Here is a 16647-nt window from a genome sequence, read left to right as displayed (position 1 = left end):
TTTTGATGAGTATGTTTGAATTAGGATTTACTTTTGATGTGGGAAAAAGAAACGCATTGTATGCCGCAATGTTTCTTGAAAATGGTTACGGTTCTGTTATTGATCAGGATAAAGATGAATCGTATATAGGATACAATCCAACCTCAGTTACAGAAAGAACGGCCAATGGTTTATACAGTACAGATAAAAATGCAAAAATTAGACCTCTAGCATTTGGTATTACTTTAGCATGGAATTTTAAATAAAGCTATTAGCAAATTTATATTTAAGGAAGCCGGATCAAAACAGATTCGGCTTCCTTTTTTTTACTATTAAAATTAACTATTTCACATACTTGCAAAAAATATTTTCCTTTTTTTTTATTTGAATAAATACAAATTCTATGAAAGCTTAAAAACTCAAAAGAGTCAATATCGATTCTTGATATAGTAACAGTGAACTGTTATTTAATCTAATATTCCTGCCAATAGCTCTAAATACTCTATAAATAGTTCGAGATTTGTTAGGTTGGGGTCACATTTATTAATTCAAATAAAAATTTGATTGTATTACATATATAACTCTTAAAAATATAAAATATAAATTATTCAAAAAAAAACAACAACTTATAATCAATAATTTAAAGATTATCTTTCAATGTCAAAATAGGAATAAAATGTTCGATTGTAATTTTTCGCGACTAAAAATTAAAAAACCGTAGTTAACTAAAAAGAATAAATTCCTTAATCCAATTTTCAAAATCTGTTTTGAAAATTTTTTGTCCTAGTTTGTCATAAAAAAACATAACTTTGTCTCTAAATTAATTAAAGAATTATAACGTAAATTTAAGCGGATTTAAACCAATCTAGAACTTTCAATATTTATAAAAATGGCGAAAATCTTCATAGCATATTCGTGGCACAGCAGTTAAAAAAATATTAGAAATGCAGTATAAAAGCGGGATGTGACGATTTTGTTCGAATCCCTCTTTCTCCGCCAGTATAAATGCAAAAAGGCTAAAACGATGTAAAACATAAGTTTTACGGCGTTTTTTTATTGGTGGTTATAACCAACAAAGTCCATTAAATCGGATTCTTATTAATTAAACAGGAGACTTCCTTTAAAACTAAAAATTAATTAAACACATAGAATCATATTCAAAAAAATTAAGTAGCCCATAATAAAAAAAGGAAATCTCAAAACGATGAGATTTCCTTTAAAACTACAATTATAAAAATTTAACTTTTACTTTATTCCACCGCCTAAAGCTTTATATAATAACACTTGTGACTCCGCATTTTTTAATTGGATGTTTACAAAATCCAATTCGGCCTGAAGCTTGTTTTTTTGCGCATTAATGATTTCGAGATAATTAGCATAACCGCTTAAATACAAATCGTTGGAAACATTTACAGCAATTTCAAGATGATTAATTTCATTAGATTTGAATTTTAAAACAGCTACAAAAGATTCTGTTCTATGCAGTAATGCACTTAATTCATTATAAGCTGTAGTGATTGCATTTTGATATTGCAACAACGAAATTTGCTGTTTTTTATTCGAAACAAAAAAATCTTGTTTAATTTGTCCTTTGTTAAAAACAGGAGCTGTCAGTCCGCCTAGTAGTTGCCAGGCAAATGAACCTCGGTCAAAAAAAGTAGAGAAAGAAAACGAATTCAATCCGGCATATCCACCCAAATTTAGAGTTGGGAAAAACGCAGCTCTTGCAGCTTTAGCATCTGCATTTGAAGCCATCAATTCGTGATAGGCTTCAGCAACATCTGGTCGTTTATGAATAATTGAATCTACTCTTATTTTTTGATTCAATACAGCCAGATGCCCTGATAAAAAATCACTGCTTCTGTCAATTTCACCACCATATTCGCCTAAAAGATTCAACAAAGCTTTTTCTGTTTGATCTATTTTTAAATCAAGCTGTTCGGCTTCAGCTAAAAAATTATTGTTTTGGGCATTAAATTGTTGCACAGCCAATTCTGTAGCTTTACCAACTGATCTTTGTGCCGAAACAATATCTAAAGCCTGTTTTTGTGTTTTTAAATTTTTGTGATAAATAGCTGCTTGTTTGTCAAAAGCAATCAGTTTATAATACAAATCGGCAACATCGCTTAATAATCTTGTTTGCAATAACCGCATTCCCTCCTGTGAAGCAAAAAAACGTTCGCGGGCAGCTCTTCTACGATGACTCAATTTTCCCCAAACATCGGCTTCCCAGGAAACTTTTCCACCTAAAAATAAATTGGGAGTTACATCAGTATTAATCCGTTGTCTTTCTGAAATATTCTGAGAAAAATTGGTGTCAAAATTTCCCACCCCATCCATTGTATATTTTCCAAATCGTGTTCCTGAAACATCTGCCTGAATGTCTAATGAAGGTAAAAGTGCCAGCTTTGCCACTTTTAAATTCGAATTAGCAATTAAAATGCGTTCCTGCATAATTAAATAATCAGGATTTTGAGCAATAGCTTTGTCTAATAATGTTTCTAATTTTGGATCCTTGAAAAATGTTTCCGTTTTTAATGGAATAAAATTTCGCAAACTATCACTTGATTTTTTTCTTTTCAAATCAAAATTTTCGGGCAATTCTTTGGCTGTCAAATTTTGGTTGACTTTAGGAGCAGAACAGGCTGTACACAGCACTATTCCGCCTAAAATTATATATCTGTTTATTGTGTTTTTCATTTCAAATTTATTTTTTCGTTGCTTTCTCTAATTTGGCAAACAGGATATAAAGACCCGGAATAATCACAAGTCCAAAAATGGTTCCTATAAGCATTCCTCCTGCGGCTGCAGTACCTATTGATCGGTTACCCACAGCTCCCGCACCAGAGGCAATACAAAGCGGTATTAATCCCGATATAAAAGCAAACGAAGTCATAAGAATAGGTCTGAAACGAAGTCGGGCGCCTTCAATCGCAGCTTCGGTTATATCTCTTCCCAATTTATTTTGTGCCATGGCAAATTCGACAATCAAAATGGCATTTTTTGCAAGCAGCCCAATGAGCATGACGAGTGCCACCTGAGCATAAATATTATTGTCTAAGCCCACGGCTAAAAGTGCCAAGTAGGATCCAAAAACTCCAACAGGAAGACTTAATAATACCGGGAACGGAAGCAACAAACTTTCGTATTGTGCTGCCAATAATAAATACACAAACAAAATACACAATGCAAAAATGTATATTGTTTGATTTCCTGATAAGATTTCTTCTCTTGTCATTCCTGACCATTCGAGTTCAAAACGGCTTGGGAGTTTTTCTGCTGCAATTTTCTCAACCGCTTTAATTACTTCACCGGAGCTAAAACCTTCGGCAGCTTCACCATTAATCATTGCCGACATGTACATATTGTAACGCGTTAAAACTTCTGGTCCGTAAACTCTTTCAAGCCTTATAAATGTCGAAAACGGAACCATCTCTCCTGCATCGTTCTTCAAATACATATCCAAAATACTTTCCGGATTTTTTCGAAATTGAGGTCCGGCTTGCACCATTACCTTATACATTTGAGAAAAACGAATAAAATTAGTAGCATAAAAAGAACCTAGCATAGTCTGTAAAGTAGACATTGCATTGTCTACCGATATTCCCTTTTTGGCTGCCAAATCATAGTCAATATGAATTAAATACTGCGGGAAAGTAGCATCAAAACTGGTAAATGAGTTTTGGATTTCAGGCGAAGCATTCAATTCCTTAATAAAATTTTTAGTCACTTCATCCGTATTATTTATACTTCCACCCGATTTATCCAGTAAGCGAAGTTCGAACCCACTGGTGTTACCAAATCCGGGAACCGTAGGCGGAGCAAAAATCTCTATTTGAGCATCAGAAATTCCTCTTGTTTTCTCGGTCAATTTGGCAATAAACTCATTTACCGAAATATCACGTTCTTTCCAGTCCTTCAGGTTAATCATTCCCATTCCATAAGACGCTCCTGCAATTTCAGTTACAATACTATATCCTGCAAGAGTTGTCACGTTGTCAACACCTTTAATTTCTTGAGCAATTCGGGTTACTTCGTCCAAAGCTTTTTCAGTACGTTCAACTGTTGCACCTTGTGGGGTTGTTACACTCACATACACCATTCCCTGATCTTCTGAAGGTATAAATCCAGATGGCAAATACTTACTTGTCCCCCATGCTAAAAAACAAAAGAGTACTAATAAACCAATGGTAATCGAACTTCTGTCTGCAAATTTCATTAATACTTTAATGTATTTTGAAGTGATAGCATCAAACCAATTATTAAATTTGTGGAAGAAACGATCCATCATCGATTTTTTCTCTTTGTTGGGATCATGGGCTTTTAACAAAATAGCACACAAAGCCGGTGTAAGTGTCAATGCATTGACTCCCGAAATCACAATACTAATTGCCATTGTCAATGAAAATTGCCTGTAAAAAACCCCAACAGGACCACTCAGGAAAGCAACAGGAATAAATACTGCCGCCATTACAATGGTAATTGCAATAACTGCTCCTGTAATTTCTTTCATCGCACTAATGGTCGCAGGCAGCGGTTCCATATGTTCTTCGGAGATTTTTACATGAACGGCTTCGACAACGACAATTGCGTTATCTACTACAATCCCTATCGAAAGCACCAATGCAAACAGTGTCAATAAGTTAATAGAGAATCCCATCATTGACATAAAAGTGAAGGAACCTATCAAGGCTACAGGTACGGCTAAAACCGGAATTAAAGTTGAACGCCAGTCTTGCAAGAAAAGGAAAACCACAAAAGCTACAAGAATAAAGGCTTCAATCAGGGTTTTTAAAACCTCATCTATCGAAGCGTCAAGGAAACGCGAAACATCATAAGCGATATTATAGTCCATTCCCGGCGGGAAAGAAGTTCCCTTTAATTCCGCCATTTTTTCCTTTATACTTTCAATTACTTCCGAAGCGTTTGAACCCGGACGCTGCTTCAACATGATGGATGCCGAAGGCTTTCCGTCAGTTTTAGAAACCATTCCGTAGCTCATGGCACCAAATTCGATATTCGAAATATCCTTTAATCGTAAAATCGTTCCATCAGCATTAGCTCTTAACGGAATTTCTTCGTATTGATTGGGTTCGAAAAATTTACCTCCGTATTTAATAACATACTGAAGCTGATTTTCTAATTTTCCTGAGCCCTCTCCCACTTTTCCGGGAGCAGCAGAAATATTTTGTCTCTGAAGCGAACTAATCACTTCGTTAGCCGAAATATTATACGAAAGCATTTTTTGCGGATCCAGCCATACACGCATTGAATATTCCTTCTGTCCCATGATTTCGGCACGTCCAACACCATCAATACGCTTTAATTCCTGAAGAATATTAATATCTGTAAAATTAAAGATAAATTGCTCATCCTGCGTTTTATCAGTACTTGTAATATTCAGATACATCAACATACTGTTGACCTCTTTTTCGGTCGTAACTCCGGCACGAATAACCTCTTCTGGGAGTTCGTCTAATATTGTAGTTACACGATTTTGTACATTTACCGCAGCCAAATCAGGATCAGTTCCTACTTCGAAAAAAACCTGAATCAAAGTCAAACCATCATTAGAAGTAACTGTTGACATATACGTCATTCCGGGAACTCCGTTGATAGCTCTTTCTAACGGAAGAGCAACAGCATTAGCAGAAACCTCAGCATTGGCTCCGGTGTATTTAGCTGTAACAGTTACAGATGGTGGTACAATATCCGGGAATTGTGTTATGGGAAGCTGGAACAAAGCCAACAAACCTAAAAGTACTATCATAACCGAGATGATTAATGACAATATCTTTCTTTTGATAAACATTTCTATCATTTCTTTTTCTTTTTAATAATGTATAATTGAATTACAGGTTTACAACTTTCGTTTCTTTAATATTGATTTTGTCACCGTCGCGTAAGGACTGAATGCCTTCCTGAACAATTAAATCATTATTTTTCAAACCTTTATTTAATATATATACATCATCAAGAGTACTTCCAATAGTAATGTTGGTCATTTTTACAATGCCTTCTTTATCCACTCTAAATACAAATTGTTTGTCCTGAATAGAAAAAACAGCTTTTTGGGGAATAACAATTGCATTGGTTTTGGGCTCTGAAATAATCAGTTTTCCTGAAGTCCCGTGTTTGATAAATCCTTGTGGATTGTGAAATTTAGCTTTGTATTGGATAGAACCTGTTTGTCTGTCAATATCTCCATCGGCAGTTTTTAATTCTCCTCTTTGATTGTAAATAACACCATTGGGTAAAACTAATTTTATCTCTTCTTTTGTATGGATACTTTTGTCAGCCATCATTTGGAAATAAATATTTTCCGGAATCGAAAAATAAGCATACACATCATCCAGTTGTGAAACAGTAGTAAGCAATGAACCGTTTTCTACAAGACTGCCTTCTTTAAAAGGAATACGATCCACTGTCCCATCAAACGGTGCTCTTATGGTTGTAAAACTTATTTGTTGATTTATGGCTTTTTTCTCTGCAGCAGCGTGAGCAACTTTGGCGGCAGCCGCTTCATATTTTGCTTTAGCTAATTCTAATTCGTTATCTGCAATTACTTTTTTATTGTATAGGGTTTGGGCTTGTTCAAGATGAACGTTAGCAATTCTAAGATCAGCCATAGCTGTTTTATAAACGGCTTGTGCTTTTAGCAATTGTATTTGAAGTTCTACATCGCTTATTTTAAATAAAAGTTGGCCTTTTTTTACTTTTTGTCCTTCGCTTACGTAAACTTTTTCCAGTAATCCCGGAATACGAACGTGGATTTCGACATTATTTTTGGCATGCACATCGGCAACAAATCGGTTTGTAATAATGGTATCTTTTAAAGTTACCTTGTAAACAGGAACTGTTTTTATGTTGTTAGCTCTCTTTTTTGCTTTATCTCCGCACGAGACTAAAACGAATAATGATAAAATAGACAGGAAAAATTGTTTGTAAATTCTCATAGTTAATTATTAAAAAATAGTATATAAATAGGTTTTCTCCCTGATAAAAAAACACAGAGAGTAATCGATAAGTGGTATATTAGAAAATGGGAAATATAACGGCCTCAGATTTGAGACTGCGCCATTTTAAAAAATATTTTACATAGTAATATTCCTTTTATATAAAAACATAAAAGGTCATTAAACTGAAAAATACGATAAAGTAAATTCTAAAAAAGATGATACAAGTGAAGATGAGTATGCTGTTGAATTTTAAGAATGCCGGCAATGCCATAAATTACACTGTCTTTTAAAATTCTGAAACCCACAAAGTTCGTGTGGTAAATATTTTTTAAAATACGATTTTGAGAATCTTCAACACGGGTTTTTACTTTCTTTTTAAGAATAAAATGCATCTGTACGTCGCAAGACATCGATGCCAGAGAGGACTCAAGCTGAGAGGTGTCCGAATCTGAAAAAATATTTTTTGTATGACAATAATTCGGTTCAGAAGAATATTTATAAAATTCTACACCGCCAGAAAAAGTAAGCAGTGATAAAATAATGATATAGATAAACTTAATAGATTTCATAAATTAAAGAATCAAACTTTTCTTTTGGGGTCGTTCAAAAAATATACTCTTATAAGTATTTTGACGCCAAATATAGCCATTTGAGAAGTTAATGTTTCTTAATTTTTCTTTAAAAAAAGATATTTCTACAAAGCTTTATGATGAACCAACAGGGATACAAAATTTAGTTTTTTTTTAAAATTAGGGAGTGTCTTACTAATTGTGTAAGTTGAAACTTAATTTCCGGACAGCCTTTATTAATTCAATAACGGAATATAAATCATCATCGTTGTTCCTCTATTTTTTTCACTGGAGGCTTTTATAAATCCGCGATGATTAGCCATTATTTTTTTAGCTAAAGTAAGCCCCAGTCCACTGCCTTTAAATTGGTTATCATGATGTAAGCGGTAAAATGGTTCAAAGACTTTAGTTTCATAATCTTTTTCAAAACCAATTCCGTTATCTATTACACAAATTTTTACATAATCCATATCCAGATTACCGTCCAGTGCAATGATTTCTTCACTGGATGCTGACTGAGATTCAATTTTTATTCGCGGATCTTCCCCTTCCTCTGAAAACACAATCGAATTGATAATCAAATTGCTGAATAATTGCTGGATTTGTTGTGGAATTATATTTAATACCGGAAGATGGGTAACCAAAATTTTAGCATTTTTTTCAGTAATGATATCCTTCAAATCTCTTATAATCTTTTTAAACAGTTTGTTTAAATCTGTTTTCTTATATTCTCTTTCCAGAAAATTAACCCTTGAGTAATTAATAACATCGTCTATTAACTGACTCATATTGGTTATTAAATACTGAATACGCTCCAGATAATGTCTGCCCAGTTCACTTATATTATTTTCGTTATCAAATGTTCTTTTACTAAACATATGAATCTTTCTGAGTGGCTCATGCAGCACGTCACTGGCTGCCGTGGTAAATGCTTCCAGCTGAGTGTTGTATTTTTGTATTTCTGCTTTTTTAGCCATCAAAATTTCGTTAACATGTACTAATTCTGTTATATCATTAAATGTTAAAAGAATGTCACTTTCGTTTGAAGTTTGTATAGGACGAGCATTAATCAGCATTATTTTTTTTCCAATGCCATCACAAACTACTTCAACTTTATTTTGTTCAATAATCAGTTGATGGTCTAGAATTTTAGAAACTTGTTCTTTAAACTCCGGAATATTCCATTGGCAATTTCCTATTTCGAAAAAAGAATGATCTTCAATTTCAGTCTCTGTCGTTTTAAAACACTCATAGAAAGCCGGATTTGCATTTTTTATAAAAAAATAGCTATCCATAATCAGCAAGGGTTCGTGGATAGTATTAATGATAGCTTCTCCGTAATCTAATGCCCGTCTTAATTCTTTCTGACTTTCTTTAAGTTCCGTATTGATACAAGACAATTCCTCCTTTGTAGAAGCTAATTCCTGATTTTTTGCTTTTAAAATTTCATCTGTAAAAAATAAATTATCACTATTTATTACCGGAGATTGTTTCAGTTCTTTGCTAGTAATGACATTCTCTGATTTGTTTTTCTTTATGTTTTGAGCTGATTCTTTATAAAAGATAATTACCAAATGCTGATAATCATTTTCAAGTACTACAATTTCAAAAGAAATAGTATCATGTTTTTTTCCAACCTCAATGTTCTCTTTTCGAATGTTTATTTTTTGTGTTTTTGCTTTTAATATTGCGTCCTGCAATTGTAATCCCACTTCTTCATCGGTCATTTTTAAAATATTAAAACTGGGTTTACCTTGTGAAGGAGATAAAAAGGGACTTGTATCACCATGAAAATGAACAATTTCTAAATTTTCATCTATAACTACACATACAGGAGTGTATTTTGAAAACAAAAGATCAGATACAATTTTTTGAAAATCTGTTTCTGTTTTTTTTCTAAATTCGGATACTTTTTCCGGTGAATTGTTTTGAACTGCTAAAAGTGTTTCTGAAACATTTTGACCCGGAATACCTTTTCGTATATAAATTGTTTCCTCTTTTTCTAAATTTTCAAATAAGTCTTCGGCATGATTCACTGTTTCTGATTTTCCAAGGAAAAGAATTCCTTTATCATTTAGCGAATAAAAGAAAGATACTAAAGCCTTATTTTGTAGAAAAGGGTTAAAATATTTTAATACATTGTGGCAATTGATGAAATCCATTTTGGCAAAAGGAGGATCTTTAACAAAATTATGTACGGCAAAAACACACATATCACGGATGATTTTACAAACACGATATTCTCTGTTATTTTTTACAAAATAATTTTGCAGTCTCTCTTTATCTATTTGCTGAACATCAAAATTAGAATAAATCCCAGCCCTCGCTTTTATAATTGCTTTTTCGGATAAATCAGAGGCAAAAATCTGAACTTTAACAGCATGGTGATTATTTTTCAGCAAATATTCCTGTAAACTAATTGCCAGCGAATAGGTTTCTTCTCCGGTTGCACATCCTACAATCCAGATTCGCAAAGTATTATTGGCAATATTGCTTATCAATGACGGAAAAACAACATCAGTCAAGTATTTAAAATAATTTGGATCTTTAAAAAAGTAAGTAACAGGAATCAAAAAATCATTGAATAAAATATCCTGTTCTGTTTTATTATGCTGAAGTGAATTATAGTAACTCTGTAAAGTACTTTTTTGCAGCACTGCCATTCGTATTGCAATACGTCTTTTTAAGTTAGCTTGTTTATAATTGCTAAAGTCATGTCCGGATTTCTCAGCTATAAGTTCAATAATCTGAGTAAGAAATTCTTTTTCATTTTGCAAAATATTCTCTTCTTCATTATCAAACTCAGTAAGGTATTTTTTTTGGATTTGGAGTAATTCAAAAGGAAAATTATCTGTAGTCATTACATAATCAACCATATAAATATCCTTCAAATGCTGAGTTATTCCTCTAAAAACTGCTTTTTTGGGATTTTGGATTATAGTAATTCCACCCTCTTCTTTGACTTTTTTAAATCCGCGAACGCTTTCAAAATTAGAATCGGACAATAACATTAATCCGGTTAAAGCGCTTTTATACACTTCTGCTAAGGATTCAAAAAAAACATCTATACTATTATTTTGTCTTTCATTACGTGTATAATGTTTCAGTTTTAACACACCGTTTAATGTGATCAGAACATTGTTTTCCGGCATCACATAAATATGGTTGGGTTCTAAATTTACTTCATTTATAATTTCATTTACAGGGATTTCTGTATGTGAAGCTAATATTTCAGATAGATTTGTAGGTAAATCTAATGTATGTCTTACAATTATATATGCTATTCCAGAATCCTGGGGTATATCTGAGAGTATTTTCTTTAATATATCTAAAGCCCCAATAGAAACTCCAATTCCTACAACGGAAAAATTGGATATATTGGTATGTACTTCTTTTGTGACAAGGATTTCCATGGAATAAATAAAAAATGTTTATTAATACAAACAAGAAAACCACTTGCACTATCAAGCGGTTTTCTTATTTTTTAAGATAAGGGGTAAAATATACGGGGATCGTTAGGATCAGTGTTATTAACATCGTCGTTATTCAAATTTTCATCGAATTCGTCCCTATACGTATTTTCTCTTTCAAAATCATCGTCTTCAAGAGGATCATTTTCTAAATCATCTTTATGAAGGTTAGGATTTATATATTGTTCATCATCTTCAAGGAAAGAATTATCCAGTGAATCTGAATCTGTATTATATCGATTTGTGCTGTCTTGAGAATACAAGTCGTCCTGATTGTAGTTCTCTCTTCTGTCTAAATTCATAATAATTCGATTTAAGGGTTATTTTATTTTTTACATCCAATTTCAAAACAGGTTTTGTTCAAAATAGTTTCCTTATAACTTCTGTTTTTTTTTAATTCGAATAGTAAAATTCTAAAGGTTTATGTAAAATTATATTTGTAAATGTATCAGTATGAAACAAGTGTATTTTATATAATATTTAGAGGTCGTTATATAATTCCCATATCAGAAAATTTTCAAACACAAAACTTAAAAAATAAATAAGCTGTTTATTTTTCTCATGGCCATATCGTTAGTCAAAAAACATAGGATATGCAGCCATAAGCAAATAAGCAATTATTATTAAACTCATCATAAAAATAATTACAGTTAAAACCGTCAATAAAACGGTCGAATAGAGAAATTTCCCTTCCGTTAATTCCTTATGGGTTTGCCTGTATTTCAAATAAGCTAACAGAATCATTATAGCTCCTGTAACTACAAGCACAATTCCCAAAAAAATGCTAAATCCGTTTTTTGGAATAGCAGCGCCTTCAAATAAACTTGCCGGTAATTCATTCACCACTAGTGAAAATTTAACGAGTACAAATCCAAATACCATAATTCCGATACCCGTGCGTATCCACGACAAAAACGTTCTTTCATTATCAAAATGTTCTGAAATTATAGGGTTGTTATCTCTGCTCATAGTAGTTCCTTTTAGTAATTAATTAGCATCTATTTTGATACTTATAAATTTATAAACCTTAGAAGGACTAAGCTTTATACAATTTTAACAGGAGTTTATATAATTCCAAATGCAGATTACATATTGACTCACAAGTAATTACAACTTCACAAAAGTGCTAATTTTATAATTACTCTCAAGAATTATGTAAAAAGGACTTCCCCTATCTCTTTATTTTAGGTTTTATTAATATTTAATTTAAAAGAGTTATGAAAACAGCAAAAAGTACAACAGCAGCTACTAAAACAAAAGCAAGTAGCAATTCAAAAAGAAAATCTTCGGCAGCAGATGGCTTAAGAGAATTATTTATAGAGTCATTAAAAGATATTTACTGGGCCGAAAAAGCATTAACCAAAGCATTGCCTAAAATGGCTAAAAATGCCACTTCAGAAAGCCTGATAACCACTATAAATGATCACCTTACCATAACAGAAGATCAAGTTACCCGTCTGGAAGAAGTATTTGAACTACTGGGTGAAAAAGCATCAGCAAAAAAATGTGAAGCTATGGAAGGCCTGATTAAAGAAGGCGAAAGCATAGTTGAAGAAACAGAAGCAGGACCTGTAAGAGACGCAGGAATTATAGGTGCTTCACAAAAGATTGAGCATTATGAAATTGCTACTTACGGTACATTAGCAGCATTTGCCCAAACCCTAGGCGAAGATGATGTCTTAGCTTTATTACAACAAACCTTAGAAGAAGAAAAGGAAGCAGATACGATGCTAACGGATGTGGCCTACAACAACATTAACTTTGAAGCCGCTTCAGAGGACGAAGACGAAAACGAAGACTAAGTATAAACAATCCGGTATTTAAAAAACGGGCTATCTGAGATTTACTATTCAGATAGCCCGTTTTCTATAAGGATAAGCTGTGTTATCAGTATACTATTCAATTAATTTTGAAGATTCACATTCGTATACTTCTTTTCTTAATCCGCTACTTGAAAAACGGTGATCGCGTTTATTAAATACAAGTTTAATACCCGTACTTTCACAATAGTCACGCCCGGTGAAATTTTTATCTTTGTATTCTTCTCCTATAATTCTAACATCTATTGGAAATGCCTGCAAAATATCCTGAAGATCCTGCTCAGTCGCATAAGGAACAATCTCATCGACAAATTTACATGCTTTAAGCTGGATATAACGCTCCACTACAGATTGTGTAGGTTTATTTTTCTCCGGTCTGTCTAATGTAGGATCTGTTTGTAATCCCACAATCAGATAATCGCAGTATAGCTTTGCTTCTTCAAGCATTTTAACATGACCTGCATGTAATAAATCAAAAGCGCTAAAAGTGATACCGGTTATTGTTTTTTTAAGTTCCATATTCTGTATTTTTAATTAAACATTATTTAAAAAAGACAATTCATTGAATGTCTTAGTATTATTTTTATCTAAAGTGATTGGTGTTTTTTATCAAAATTTCGAAAACCAAAAGCTATTTTGCATATGCTTTAATTACTAACTCCATTTTATAAGCAGTAGCGTCCCAGGAGGTCTCCTGCAAAATTTTATAGTATTCCATTTCCATAGACAAGCGATCTCTTTTTTCTAACAAAAAGCTAATGGCCTCACAAAAATCATCTGCGGTATCAATTAAGCTTACACAAATGCTGTAATCACGTACTACATCTTTAATTTTAGTCGAAATGATAGGTTTTGCCGCCGCCATATACTCTAATGTTTTAGTCGGGCTGCTATATTTAGTGGCATCTTTTAATGCAAAAGGCATCATAGCAATATCAAAAGCCTTTAAGTAATTGGGTAGCTCATTGTAAAATTTCATTCCCAAATAATGAATATTGGACTCCTTAGGTAAATCGGCTTCTTCAATTTTTGCCAAAGGGCCAATCATAACAAATGAAACATCAGGCATTCTTTTAGCCACTTCGTGAAGCAATGGCAAATCAATTCGTTCGTCAATCACTCCGTAATAACCTACAATGGGTGATTTTACAGCAGCAATATCATCCGGAATGGCAATACCGTTTAATGCTTTCGAAAAATGAAATTCATCTACCGAATTAGGAAAACAATGTACATTTTTATGAAGTTGCTTTTTTGATTCATACAATGATTTTCCTCCGGTAAAAACAATATTGGCCTGAGCCATCAAATATTTTTCCTGATGAACTAATTGAGCCGAAGCATCTTTTAATAAAGAAAGTTCATCGATACAATCATAAATAATATTTTCAAAATTGATGTGTTCCAGCAAAGGACAAAAAGCAGCTGAATAAAACCAGCCAAAAGAAACCGTATTGTTGTTTACATAATTAGGAATAATAGTAGCTATGGATTGAATATCGCGCACATTGGGCTGTAATACATGCAATATTTCATCTACAATGATAAGATTTCCCGACTTTTTATTTTCATCGTATGGCACAGGCTCTTCGATAAAAAGTACTTTCAGTTTTTTTGCCATTCGGCTAATGATATGCTGAGGCCGATGATAAACATATTGCCATCTTAAATGACTAAACACAATCATATCATAATGCTGCGGAGCATTTCCATAAGAGCGTTTTTTTCTATTTAACTTATTTTTTTGAGCATTTTTTACATTGTTTATCATACGTGCCATTTTTAGGTTATAAAAATTTGATTTGGGAAAACATATTGAAAAAGAGGGCTTGTTCTTCAATACCATTGACTACAAAAGTATTGGTAAGCTTTGATAAATTCTTACATATTAAAACGATAGATTTATATAATTTACAGTTATGCTTTTCTACTATAACTTTATTTTCACCTTTTATTGGGTGTAAATTAAATGCTGCGGGCTAGCGAAAGATGGATTCAAACACATAGATAGTAATTATATAATACTTAAGAAAAATTATATAAATTTGTACTTGCGTTCTAATCTATTTTTCATTGGAATAATTTCAAATAATTATTTTAATGGCTTTAAAAACAAATCTTGTTTGTACCGCTGATCACATACATTAGAATTTATTAACAATTACTTTCGAACATTTCCCAAAAATGTTGGAGAGACAAAAACCTACTAAAATGAAGTATAAAAACATTTTACAAATTGATGATGATTTTGATGATTGCGATTTTTTTGAACAGGCTGTAAAAACGGTAACTAATGCTGCTTACACTTCGATTCAAAATCCCATAGAAGCGCTACATAAATTAATAAAAGGAGAAATAAACCCCGATCTTATTTTTCTGGATGTCAATATGCCTTGTATGTCAGGAAAAGAAGTATTAATTGAAATAAAAAAAACAGAAAGCACAAAAAACATTCCTGTAATCTTGTTATCTACATCACCACTACATGTACAAGAGGCAAAAGATGCCGGTGCCAAAGATTATCTGGTAAAGCCTAATTCTTTGTGTGAACTGAAAAATCTTTTAAGCAAAATTCTTTTAATGTAATATGAAACGCTCATTTTACTCTAGCAAACTTGGGTATCTTATTATCAGATACCTGAAATTTTCTATGATTACTCCTCTGCTAACAGTTACAATCAACGGAAAAAATTCCTCCATATTCTAAAACGATTGCTAATTATATAATTTAAACCTCGAATTTTATAAATTAGTTTTTTCTTCTTCCTATAGATTTAATTTTAGTTAAACCTATATTATTCAACCATTTATACTAAAATAGTCTATTATGAAAAAGAAAAACGTATTAATTACAGGAGCCACCAGTGGAATAGGTTATGAATTTGCCAAACTGTATGCTGAGAAAAACTACAATCTCATTTTAGTGGCACGCAATGATGAAAATCTACAAAAGACTGCAACTGAAATGAAAGAAATTTCAAAAGACAAAACCATTCAGATTATAGAAATCCCTATTGACTTATTTGACAGGGAATCGGCTCACAAAATTTATCAAACCACTAAAAAATTGGATATTTTTGTTGACATCTTAATCAATAATGCGGGTCAGGGAGAATGGGGAAAATTCCATAAAACAGATATTGACCGGGAAATAGATCTGATTGAACTTAATATCAATACCGTATTAAGTCTTACTAAATTATACCTCAGGGATATGGTATTGCATAATAAAGGAAAAATCCTGTTTCTTGCTTCTTCAGTATCCAATGCACCATCGCCTTATTTCTCAGTGTATGCAGCAACAAAAGCATTCATCCTTTCATTTGCAGAAGCAATTGCTTATGAAGTAAAAGATACGAATATAACCATTACCGCTCTTAGACCGGGTCCTACAGATACCGATTTCTTTCATAAAGCAAAAGCCGAAAATAGTGTAACCTATAGAGAAAAAGAACTGGCCAATCCTGAAGAAGTTGCCAAAGCCGGTCTGGAAGCTTTGAAAAAAAAGAAGCATATAGCAATGCCGGGCTTTCAGAACAAATTTCAAAGTATGCTGAACAATATTATGACGGATGATAAGATTGCCGCTAATATGGAAAAACAATTGAAAAAAAGCACTAAAAAAGAAGGACGTGTTAAACCGAACCACCTAGCATCATTAAGAGAATGGGAATATATTAATGCTGTAAGAGAAAAAAGGAATATACTATTCGAACAATAATCTTAACCCGTTGGGCAATGTCATTAAGTTAAGCGAATTCTGTGTCATTTCGACAAAGGAGAAATCACATAACGTGAGCAGCTAGTGAGATTCCTCATTCTTCGGAATGACAAAACAAGGTGTATCTAC

Annotated in this window: 13 protein-coding genes; 4 read left to right on the top strand and 9 right to left on the bottom strand. The window is 32.7% G+C overall.

Features of this window, described 5'->3' with window-relative positions; genetic code table 11:
* Positions 1-245 (top strand): hypothetical protein (locus tag BUB89_RS18095; RefSeq protein WP_159434582.1); only part of this gene is annotated, 245 nt, incomplete at its 5' end.
* 979 nt (positions 246-1224) lie between these two features.
* Here BUB89_RS18095 and BUB89_RS15500 read toward each other — a convergent pair.
* The 7 genes from BUB89_RS15500 to BUB89_RS15470 all read right to left on the bottom strand — a co-directional run bounded on the left by BUB89_RS15500 (position 1225) and on the right by BUB89_RS15470 (position 11946).
* Positions 1225-2679 (bottom strand): efflux transporter outer membrane subunit, encoded by a 1455-nt coding sequence (locus BUB89_RS15500; protein ID WP_073246660.1) that lies wholly within the window; start codon positions 2677-2679, stop codon positions 1225-1227.
* 7 nt (positions 2680-2686) lie between these two features.
* The gene (locus BUB89_RS15495) at positions 2687-5800 is read right to left on the bottom strand and encodes an efflux RND transporter permease subunit (protein ID WP_073246658.1); all 3114 of its coding nucleotides are present in this window, start codon (positions 5798-5800) and stop codon (positions 2687-2689) included.
* A gap of 31 nt (positions 5801-5831) precedes the next feature.
* Positions 5832-6935, bottom strand: a complete 1104-nt coding sequence (locus BUB89_RS15490) for an efflux RND transporter periplasmic adaptor subunit (RefSeq protein WP_073246656.1) — start codon at positions 6933-6935, stop codon at positions 5832-5834.
* A gap of 209 nt (positions 6936-7144) precedes the next feature.
* Positions 7145-7507 carry a hypothetical protein gene (locus BUB89_RS15485; RefSeq protein WP_073246654.1) on the bottom strand — a complete coding sequence of 121 codons (363 nt, stop codon included), beginning with the start codon at positions 7505-7507 and terminating at the stop codon, positions 7145-7147.
* Positions 7508-7743: 236 nt separating this feature from the next.
* Positions 7744-10920, bottom strand: coding sequence for a CheR family methyltransferase (locus BUB89_RS15480; RefSeq protein ID WP_073246652.1), 3177 nt, complete (start codon positions 10918-10920; stop codon positions 7744-7746).
* Positions 10921-10991: 71 nt separating this feature from the next.
* Positions 10992-11279, bottom strand: coding sequence for a hypothetical protein (locus tag BUB89_RS15475; protein WP_073246650.1), 288 nt, complete (start codon positions 11277-11279; stop codon positions 10992-10994).
* A 271-nt stretch (positions 11280-11550) separates the two neighbouring features.
* Positions 11551-11946, bottom strand: coding sequence for a YidH family protein (locus BUB89_RS15470; RefSeq protein ID WP_073246648.1), 396 nt, complete (start codon positions 11944-11946; stop codon positions 11551-11553).
* Between the two features lie 248 nt (positions 11947-12194).
* On the opposite strand from BUB89_RS15470, the gene BUB89_RS15465 reads away from it, so the two are divergent.
* Positions 12195-12779 (top strand): YciE/YciF ferroxidase family protein, encoded by a 585-nt coding sequence (locus tag BUB89_RS15465; RefSeq protein ID WP_073246639.1) that lies wholly within the window; start codon positions 12195-12197, stop codon positions 12777-12779.
* Between the two features lie 93 nt (positions 12780-12872).
* Here BUB89_RS15465 and BUB89_RS15460 read toward each other — a convergent pair whose 3' ends face one another.
* Both BUB89_RS15460 and BUB89_RS15455 read right to left on the bottom strand, forming a co-directional pair.
* The gene (locus BUB89_RS15460) at positions 12873-13316 is read right to left on the bottom strand and encodes an adenylyltransferase/cytidyltransferase family protein (RefSeq protein ID WP_073246637.1); all 444 of its coding nucleotides are present in this window, start codon (positions 13314-13316) and stop codon (positions 12873-12875) included.
* A gap of 112 nt (positions 13317-13428) precedes the next feature.
* Positions 13429-14568 (bottom strand): glycosyltransferase, encoded by a 1140-nt coding sequence (locus tag BUB89_RS15455; RefSeq protein ID WP_073246677.1) that lies wholly within the window; start codon positions 14566-14568, stop codon positions 13429-13431.
* A 440-nt stretch (positions 14569-15008) separates the two neighbouring features.
* On the opposite strand from BUB89_RS15455, the gene BUB89_RS15450 reads away from it, so the two are divergent.
* Positions 15009-15383: a response regulator gene (locus BUB89_RS15450; RefSeq protein WP_073246675.1), complete on the top strand. Its 375-nt coding sequence runs from the start codon at positions 15009-15011 to the stop codon at positions 15381-15383.
* Between the two features lie 241 nt (positions 15384-15624).
* On the top strand, positions 15625-16518 hold the full coding sequence (locus tag BUB89_RS15445) for an SDR family NAD(P)-dependent oxidoreductase (protein WP_073246635.1): 894 nt from the start codon (positions 15625-15627) through the stop codon (positions 16516-16518).
* Positions 16519-16647 lie beyond the last annotated feature (129 nt).

Source organism: Flavobacterium flevense (assembly GCF_900142775.1).
GTDB lineage: Bacteria > Bacteroidota > Bacteroidia > Flavobacteriales > Flavobacteriaceae > Flavobacterium > Flavobacterium flevense.
This window is presented reverse-complemented; position numbering and strand designations above follow the sequence as displayed.

Excerpts from the sequence above, each read along its gene's own strand:
- BUB89_RS15500 (WP_073246660.1), bottom strand. The coding sequence starts at position 2,679 with ATGAAAAACACAATAAACAGATATATAATTTTAGGCGGAATAGTGCTG.
- BUB89_RS15495 (WP_073246658.1), bottom strand. The coding sequence starts at position 5,800 with ATGATAGAAATGTTTATCAAAAGAAAGATATTGTCATTAATCATCTCG.
- BUB89_RS15490 (WP_073246656.1), bottom strand. The coding sequence starts at position 6,935 with ATGAGAATTTACAAACAATTTTTCCTGTCTATTTTATCATTATTCGTT.
- BUB89_RS15485 (WP_073246654.1), bottom strand. The coding sequence starts at position 7,507 with ATGAAATCTATTAAGTTTATCTATATCATTATTTTATCACTGCTTACT.
- BUB89_RS15480 (WP_073246652.1), bottom strand. The coding sequence starts at position 10,920 with ATGGAAATCCTTGTCACAAAAGAAGTACATACCAATATATCCAATTTT.
- BUB89_RS15475 (WP_073246650.1), bottom strand. The coding sequence starts at position 11,279 with ATGAATTTAGACAGAAGAGAGAACTACAATCAGGACGACTTGTATTCT.
- BUB89_RS15470 (WP_073246648.1), bottom strand. The coding sequence starts at position 11,946 with ATGAGCAGAGATAACAACCCTATAATTTCAGAACATTTTGATAATGAA.
- BUB89_RS15465 (WP_073246639.1), top strand. The coding sequence starts at position 12,195 with ATGAAAACAGCAAAAAGTACAACAGCAGCTACTAAAACAAAAGCAAGT.
- BUB89_RS15460 (WP_073246637.1), bottom strand. The coding sequence starts at position 13,316 with ATGGAACTTAAAAAAACAATAACCGGTATCACTTTTAGCGCTTTTGAT.
- BUB89_RS15455 (WP_073246677.1), bottom strand. The coding sequence starts at position 14,568 with ATGATAAACAATGTAAAAAATGCTCAAAAAAATAAGTTAAATAGAAAA.
- BUB89_RS15450 (WP_073246675.1), top strand. The coding sequence starts at position 15,009 with ATGAAGTATAAAAACATTTTACAAATTGATGATGATTTTGATGATTGC.
- BUB89_RS15445 (WP_073246635.1), top strand. The coding sequence starts at position 15,625 with ATGAAAAAGAAAAACGTATTAATTACAGGAGCCACCAGTGGAATAGGT.